Source organism: Janthinobacterium sp. SUN120, from assembly GCF_030397735.1.
Classification (GTDB): Bacteria; Pseudomonadota; Gammaproteobacteria; order Burkholderiales; family Burkholderiaceae_D; genus Janthinobacterium; species Janthinobacterium kumbetense.
Genome location: NZ_JAPUBW010000005.1, coordinates 372,275 through 379,647 on the forward strand (window position 1 = coordinate 372,275; position 7,373 = coordinate 379,647).

Here is a 7,373-nt window from a genome sequence, read left to right on the forward strand (position 1 = left end):
TCACACATAACAATAACTTGGAGTGAGACATGAACACATACACGAGCAAAAACACGGTATTTTCAACGCTGCGCCGCGCCGTCCTCGGCACCCTGGTGCTGGGTGTCGTGGCCGCCTCCAGCGGCACGGCCTTCGCGCAAGGCAAGGAAGTGACGATTGCCTACCAGGAAATCAACGGTCCCTTCCTGGTGGCCATCGCCAGCGGCGAAGTGGAAAAAACCACCGGCTACAAGATCAACTGGCGCAAGTTCGATTCGGGCGCCAAGGTGGCCACCGGCATGGCATCCGGCGACGTGCAGATCGGCGTCATCGGTTCGAGCCCCCTGACGGCGGCCGTCAGCCGCGGCGTCGACTTGCAGCTGTTCTGGATCATCGACGACATCAACGAAGCCGAAGCGATGGTGGCGCGCAACGGCGCCGGCATCAGCAAGCCCACGGACTTGCGCGGCAAGAAGATCGCCGTGCCATTTGTTTCCACCACGCATTTCCATACCATGTTCGCGCTGGAAACGTGGGGCATCAAGCCCACGGAAGTGAAATTGCTGAACATGCAGCCGAACCAGATCGCCGCCGCCTGGGAGCGGGGCGATATCGACGCGGCCTTCGTGTGGGACCCGGCCTTGAGCAAACTCAAGCAAAATGGCAAGGTGCTCGTCACTTCCGGCGAACTGAGCAAGAAGGGCAAGGCCACGTTTGACGGCATGGCCGTCGAGCGCGCCTGGGGCGAAGCGAACGCGGACTTCATGGCCAAGTTCGTCAAGGTAATGGCCGCTGCCGACGCCGACTACCGCGCCAATCCGAAAGCGTGGACCATCGATTCCCCGCAAGTAAAGGCCAACGTCAAGCATTCGGGCGCGGCCGCCAAGGACGTGGCCGCTTCCGTGGCCCTGTACGCCTACCCCTCGCTGCAGGAGCAGGCGTCGCCCGCCTGGCTCGGTGGCGGCGCGAAGGGCGGCGTGGCGCAAGCCTTGCTGGCCACGGCGCAATTTTTGAAGGGCGAAGGCAAGATCGACACCCTGGCAAGCGATTACGCCAAATATGTGACACCCAAGTATGCACAGGCCGCCGGCCTGCTGAAGTAAACGTTGTGCGATGGCGCGCCTGCGGGCGCGCTGACTGAACAGAATACGTTGAACTGAAGTGACTACACCTATGCGGGGCACACGATGGAAAATCTCTACGTCAAGGATGTCAGCGTGATTTATCCGGGCAAGACGGCCGGTGAACGCGTACATGCCTTAAACAATATCAATCTGACGATTAACAGCGGCGACTTCGTCGTCGCGCTGGGCGCCTCGGGCTGCGGCAAGACTACCTTGCTGAGCCTGATGGCAGGCTTTATCGCCCCCTCCAAGGGCGAGATCATGCTCGGCGACAATAAAGTGGAAGGGCCGGGCGCCGACCGTGGCGTCGTATTCCAGAAACATGCCTTGCTGCCGTGGCTGAATGTGATGGAAAACGTGGAATTCGGCTTGAAGCTGCAAGGCGTGCCGAAAGCCGTGCGGCGCGAACAGGCGGCAAAAAACCTGGCGCTCGTCGGCTTGAAGGACTTTCACGACAATATGATTTATCAATTGTCGGGCGGCATGCAGCAAAGGGTGGGCATCGCCCGCGCCCTGACCAGCAATCCCGCCATGCTGCTGATGGATGAACCGATGGCGGCGCTCGACGCGCTGACGCGCGAAACCATCCAGGAGTTGCTGCTCGATATCTGGGCCAAGTCCAGCACCATGTTCTTCTTCATTACCCACAGCGTCGACGAGGCGCTGTTCCTGGCGAACCGGCTGATCGTCATGTCGCCCCGTCCGGGCCGCATCACGCACACGTATGAACTCGATTTCAACAAGCGCTTCCTCGAGTGCCGCGATGCGCGCGCCGTGAAATCGAGCCCGGACTTCATCAAGATGCGCGAAACGGTGCTCAACATCATTTATGGCGACGAGCGCGCCGTCAATAAAGAGCTGGAGGTGTCCCATGCATAGCCCATCCGTCGTGGGATTTCCTCCCACCACCGCCAAGCGCGCCGGTTTTTTTGGCCGCCTGTTCGCCCCCCGCTGCGCCATGCCCGGCGAAGCGTTCGGCGCGCCGGGGCAGGGCAATTCCAGCCGCATCGCCACCGTCACCGTCATCGCCGTGCTCTTGCTGTGGTTTGGCGTGACGGCCAGCGGCATGGTGAAACCCTTGTTTTTACCTTCGCCGCAAGCCGTGTATGAAAAATTCATCATGGCGGCCACCACCGGTTTCGGCGGCGCCACCCTGTGGGAACACACGGTGGCCAGCCTGGTGCGCGTGTTCGGCGCCTTTGGCCTGGCTTGCCTGTTTGCCATTCCCGTCGGCGTGATGATGGGCGTCAACCGCGTGGCGCGGGGCATCTTCGATCCCTTGATCGAGTTCTACCGTCCATTGCCGCCGCTTGCTTACTTGCCACTGGTCATCATCTGGTTCGGCATCGGCGAATTCTCGAAGGTCTACCTGATCTTCCTGGCCATCTTCGCGCCGATGGCGATCGCGGCCCGCGCCGGCGTCAGCTCCGTGTCGCTGGAGCAAATCCACGCGGCCTACTCGATGGGCGCTACCCGTTTCCAGGTGATCGTGCACGTGATTTTGCGCGCGGCGATACCGGAAATCCTCACCGGCATGCGCATCGGCATCGGCGTGGGCTGGACCACCCTGGTGGCGGGCGAAATGGTGGCGGCCACGCGCGGCCTCGGCTACATGGTGCTCAGCGCGTCCGAGTTCCTGGCCAGCGACGTGGTGATCATGGGCATTATCGTGATCGGCTTCTTCGCTTTCCTGTTTGATTTGATGATGCGTTACCTCGAACGTACCCTCGTGCCATGGAAGGGCAAGGTGTAAGACGTTCCCGGGAGTGGCGTGCACGCCACAAGTGTTGCCGCCGCTCCCTTTTTTTAATCCGCAATAAGCCGTACTTACCCTCCAGCGCGCTTGCCCCTCGGGCGCCGCGCCGGGCCGCTGCATTTCCAGATTGACTTATGGAATGCGGCCAACCAGACTGATTCACACGATGTATCGATGCTGCTTGACGGTGTTGCCTAAATAAAACAAAGCCGCGCGGCAAGAACAAGCCGCAGCAGGCAGGGCGCACCGAGCTTCAGAGATTTTCAGGAGACAAAACATGATTAGCGAATCGCATAACAGTACCGGCTTGCAGCACTCGCTCAAGCAACGCCACATGAGCATGATCGCCATCGGCGGCGTGATCGGCGCCGGCCTCTTTGTCGGCAGCGGCGTCATCGCCAAGGCCGCCGGCCCGGCCGCCATCCTTTCCTTCCTGCTCACGGGCGGCCTCGTCGTCCTGATCATGCGCATGCTGGGCGAGCTGGCCTCGTCCCTGCCCGTGGTCGGCTCCTTTTACGAATATGCGCGCCTGGCCTTCGACGACAAGCCGAAAGTGTCGAAATTCCTCGGCTTCATGAGCGGCTGGATGTACTGGTATTTCTGGGTCGTCGTCGTTGCCCTGGAAGCCATTGCCGGTGCGAAATTGGTCAACTTCTGGCTGCCCGACGTGCCGTCGTGGTCGATCAGCCTGGTGCTGCTCGTGTCGATGACCATCCTGAACCTGTTCTCCGTGAAGGCGTTTGGCGAATTCGAGTTCTGGTTCGCCTCGATCAAGGTGGTCGCCATCATCGTCTTCCTGTTTGTCGGCGCCTTGTTCATCACGGGAAGCTTGCCTAACAGCATCCCGACCCTGGGCTTTTTGACCAGCAACGGCGGCTTCATGCCGCATGGCTGGGGCCCCGTGCTCAGCGGCGCCGTCGCCGCCACGGCCTTTTATTCGGGCGCCGAAATCGTCACCATCGCCGCCGCCGAAACATCGGACCCGGCCAAGGCCATCGCCCGCGCCACCAATTCCGTCATTACGCGCGTGCTGATGTTCTATGTGGGCTCCATGTTTGTCGTCGTTTGCATCGTGCCCTGGGATTCGCCGGCCATCGCCACGCCTTTCGTCAGCGCACTGACCGTCATGAACATCCCATACGCGGCCCACATCATGAACGCCATCATCCTGACGGCCGTGCTGTCGGCCTTGAATTCCAGCCTGTACGCCTCGTCGCGCATGATCTTTGCGCTGACGCGCCGCGGCGATGCGCCCACAGGCCTGGTTAAGCTGAGCAAGAACGGTGTGCCGATCCGCGCCATCCTGTTCAGCACCTTGTTCGCCTACTTTGCCATTGCCGTCTCGTATGTGTCGGCCGACCTCGTGTTCCCCTTCATCGTCAACTCTTACGGCATCCTGATCCTGTTTGTGTACCTGCTCATTGCGATATCTCAATTGCGCCTGCGTCGCCGCCTGGAACGCGAATGCCCGGAACGCATCAAGGTGCGCATGTGGCTGTTTCCTTACCTGACCTACTTCACCATCATCGCCATGCTGGTGATCCTGGGCGCCATGAGCGTGTCGTCCGATACGGAGCAGCGCGTGTCGTTCTGGTTTGGCCTGTTGAGCGTGGTCATCCTGAGCGTCATGTATTACATCAAGAAGCTGGTCAACGACGACCGCAACGGCGGTGAGGCGGCCGACACCAAAGTGGAGCTCAAACATGTCTGACACGACCTTGTTGCCCGCAGGCCGGCGCCGCTTCCTGCGCACGACGGCCGCCCTGGGCGCCGCCGCAGTGGCGGGGCCTGGGTCAGCCTTGGCCGCTTCCGTCACCTTGCCGTTTGAAAACGGTGAACGCGAACTGGTGGCCTTCCCGCAAAAGCGCCCGCTGATCCTGCTGACCAGCCGTCCGCCGCAGCTGGAAACGCCGTTCGGCGTGTTCAATGAAGGCGCGATCACGCCCAACGATGCGTTTTTCGTGCGTTATCACTGGAGCGGCTTGCCCACCAGCATAGACGGCGACAGCTACCGGCTGCGCATCGCCGGCCTCGTCAAGACGCCCTTGGAACTGTCGCTGGCGGAACTGAAGCAGCTGGCCGAGCCCGTCGACGTGGTGGCCGTGACGCAATGTTCAGGCAACAGCCGCGGCTTTTTCGCCCCCCGTGCGAATGGCGGGCAGCTGGGCAATGGCGCCATGGGCAATGCCCGCTGGACGGGCATCCCCCTGAAAACCGTGCTGGAAAAGGCCGGCATCGCGGCCAATGCCGTGCAAGTGGCCTTCAATGGCCTGGAAACGCCGCCCGTGGGCGACGGTCCCGACTTTCAGAAAGCCTTGTCCGTCGAGCACATCATGGCGGGCGACGTCATGCTGGCCTGGGCCATGAATGGCGAGGACATTCCTTTCCTCAACGGCTATCCGCTGCGCCTGATCGTGCCCGGCTATTACGGCACTTACTGGGTCAAGCACCTGAGCGACATCACCGTGCTGGACAAGCCGTTTGACGGCTTCTGGATGAGCACGGGCTACCGCATTCCCGACAATGGTTCCGGCTTCATCGAACCGGGCGCGCCCGTGGGCAAGACGACGCCGATCAGCCGCCTCAACGTGCGCTCCTTCATTACCAGCGTGCAAGATGGCGCGCAAGTGAAGGCGGGACGCGACCTGGCCCTGCGCGGCATCGCGTTTGACAGCGGCCACGGCATCAGCGAGGTGACCGTCTCGGTGGATGGCGGCCAGACCTGGCAGGAAGCCAGGCTGGGCAAGGACCTGGGACGCTTTTCGTTCCGCGAGTGGACGATGGTCATGAAGGCGCCGCGCAAGGGCAAGCATGTGCTGATGGTGCGCGCCGTCAACCGCATCGGCCAGAGCCAGCCCATGAAAGCCCTGTGGAATCCCATGGGTTATATGCGCAACGTGGTGGAAACCACGCGCATCCAGGCAGTCTGAGGAGAACCATATGAAGATATTACTTGCTGCGCTGGCACTGTCGGCGGCGGGCGGCGCGTGCGCGCTGGACATCCACTTGCCGCCGGAAACGGCGACCTATAAACCCAGCGAATTGCCTGGCTACCAGCTGGTGCAGCGCAACTGCATGACGTGCCATGCGGCCCAGTACGCATCGACCCAGCCGCCCGCCTCGCCGCGCGCCTACTGGGAAGCGACCGTCAAGAAGATGAAAAAGCCGTTCGGTGCCCAGTTTGACGATGCGGACGTGCCGGCCATGGTCGATTACCTGGTGAAAACCTATGGCGCGGAGCGGGGCGCCGCCATGCCTGCCGCCGCCGTCGCCAAACCCGTGGCAGCCGCCGTCCCGCCCGCCGGCGGCAAGGATGTCAAAAGCTTGCTGGCGGCGAACGGCTGCATGGCATGCCACGCCCTCGACCAGAAAGTGGTCGGCCCCGGTTTTGCCGAGGTGGCGGCCAGGTACAAGGGCAAGGACGGCATCGCCGCCGTGGCGGCCAACATCCGCAGTGGCGGCGCCGGCAAATGGGGCCCCGTGCCCATGCCGCCGTTCAGCCAGCTCAGCGAAGCCGATGCGGCGACCCTGGCGAAATACGTGCTGTCCAGGTAACGCCTGGCCGGGTCCGCCCGGCACCATCCCTCATCTCCCCGCTTTTTTCGCAGCCATCCGGCATGCCAGCTTCATGCTGACGTGCCGGGTGGGCCTCCCATTTTCTTCGTAGCGCCGGCCGTCGCGTGCCAGCAGTGGCATGGTCAAGGGACGTATTTGTAAGTTCATAATATTTTTTTATATCTCATTTTCATAAGAGTGTGACATGCCAGCGTGCGACACAAAAGTGCGGCGCTGGAGGCATATCTTGATGTCGGGAAAATAACATTGTTTTATATTGCGATAATAATAATTCACCATCCATTTTTTCCCATACCGGCCTGCGTGGAATAGCATTTTGCCAGTGGCAGACGGTCAACATTGTTGCACAAAGACAACGAATTTTTCTTTGAAATGCAGCATTTTTACGCTACTTCGCGGATGTTGGCGCTGCTCGTATACAAGCTGCACCAAAACGGTGAATGAGGCCTTCGGATGGGTATTTCCCCGTTCAATGGCGCGCTAAAATGGATCAATGTTGCTGGTGGGAATTTAATTTTTTCATTGTCATTGTATTTAACATTGATATCAAAAAAGTATTTTTCCATTCAGCTCTTGTATTCCCCGTCAGTGCAGCCGCAAGCGGCGAGCCTGGCGCGGGCGCGCCGCCTGAAAGGATGATCTTGAACACCAAATTACTTCCGTTGACCCTGCTGCCCTTGCTGGCGCTGATACAGACCGCCTGGGCCGTCGATCCTCCCGGTGCCGGCAGCCAGCTGCAGCAGATTCCTGTAGCGCCCTCGCTGCCGAAAGCGCCGCCCGCCATCCGCGTGCAGCAGGGCAATGTGCCCGCCGCCACGGTGGGCGACACGACGCGCATCGCCGTGCAGCGCCTGCAGATCGCGGCGCCGCCAGTCTTCACCGAGAGCGAACTGGTGGCCGCCTCGGGATTTACTCCGGGCAGCGAGCTGACCCTGGGC

The 7,373-nt window shown here is 61.1% G+C and carries 7 protein-coding genes and 1 pseudogene; all 8 read left to right on the forward strand.

Annotated elements, in window-relative coordinates; all coding sequences use genetic code 11:
- Nucleotides 1-29 precede the first annotated feature (29 nt).
- Entirely contained in the window at nt 30-1,082 is a 1,053-nt protein-coding gene (gene tauA, locus O0879_RS24420) for a taurine ABC transporter substrate-binding protein (RefSeq protein ID WP_289919207.1), read from the forward strand.
- Between the two features lie 84 nt (nt 1,083-1,166).
- Nucleotides 1,167-1,982: a taurine ABC transporter ATP-binding protein gene (locus tag O0879_RS24425; protein WP_070219220.1), complete on the forward strand. Its 816-nt coding sequence runs from the start codon at nt 1,167-1,169 to the stop codon at nt 1,980-1,982.
- A 79-nt stretch (nt 1,983-2,061) separates the two neighbouring features.
- Entirely contained in the window at nt 2,062-2,856 is a 795-nt protein-coding gene (locus tag O0879_RS24430; protein WP_058049276.1) for an ABC transporter permease subunit, read from the forward strand.
- A 280-nt stretch (nt 2,857-3,136) separates the two neighbouring features.
- Nucleotides 3,137-4,570 carry an amino acid permease gene (locus tag O0879_RS24435; protein ID WP_099664790.1) on the forward strand — a complete coding sequence of 478 codons (1,434 nt, stop codon included), beginning with the start codon at nt 3,137-3,139 and terminating at the stop codon, nt 4,568-4,570.
- Nucleotides 4,563-5,789 (forward strand): molybdopterin-dependent oxidoreductase, encoded by a 1,227-nt coding sequence (locus tag O0879_RS24440; protein WP_289919208.1) that lies wholly within the window; start codon nt 4,563-4,565, stop codon nt 5,787-5,789. Before O0879_RS24435 ends, O0879_RS24440 begins: the two co-directional genes overlap by 8 nt.
- A gap of 10 nt (nt 5,790-5,799) precedes the next feature.
- Nucleotides 5,800-6,414 carry a c-type cytochrome gene (locus tag O0879_RS24445; protein ID WP_289919209.1) on the forward strand — a complete coding sequence of 205 codons (615 nt, stop codon included), beginning with the start codon at nt 5,800-5,802 and terminating at the stop codon, nt 6,412-6,414.
- A 474-nt stretch (nt 6,415-6,888) separates the two neighbouring features.
- Nucleotides 6,889-7,074: a hypothetical protein gene (locus tag O0879_RS24450; protein ID WP_289919210.1), complete on the forward strand. Its 186-nt coding sequence runs from the start codon at nt 6,889-6,891 to the stop codon at nt 7,072-7,074.
- A gap of 2 nt (nt 7,075-7,076) precedes the next feature.
- Nucleotides 7,077-7,373, forward strand: a pseudogene (locus tag O0879_RS24455) (hypothetical protein); the annotation flags it as partial.

Coding starts and splice junctions, on each gene's coding strand:
- O0879_RS24450 (WP_289919210.1), top strand. CDS start 6,889: ATGGGTATTTCCCCGTTCAATGGCGCGCTAAAATGGATCAATGTTGCT.
- O0879_RS24445 (WP_289919209.1), top strand. CDS start 5,800: ATGAAGATATTACTTGCTGCGCTGGCACTGTCGGCGGCGGGCGGCGCG.
- O0879_RS24430 (WP_058049276.1), top strand. CDS start 2,062: ATGCCCGGCGAAGCGTTCGGCGCGCCGGGGCAGGGCAATTCCAGCCGC.
- O0879_RS24435 (WP_099664790.1), top strand. CDS start 3,137: ATGATTAGCGAATCGCATAACAGTACCGGCTTGCAGCACTCGCTCAAG.
- O0879_RS24425 (WP_070219220.1), top strand. CDS start 1,167: ATGGAAAATCTCTACGTCAAGGATGTCAGCGTGATTTATCCGGGCAAG.
- O0879_RS24440 (WP_289919208.1), top strand. CDS start 4,563: ATGTCTGACACGACCTTGTTGCCCGCAGGCCGGCGCCGCTTCCTGCGC.
- tauA (WP_289919207.1), top strand. CDS start 30: ATGAACACATACACGAGCAAAAACACGGTATTTTCAACGCTGCGCCGC.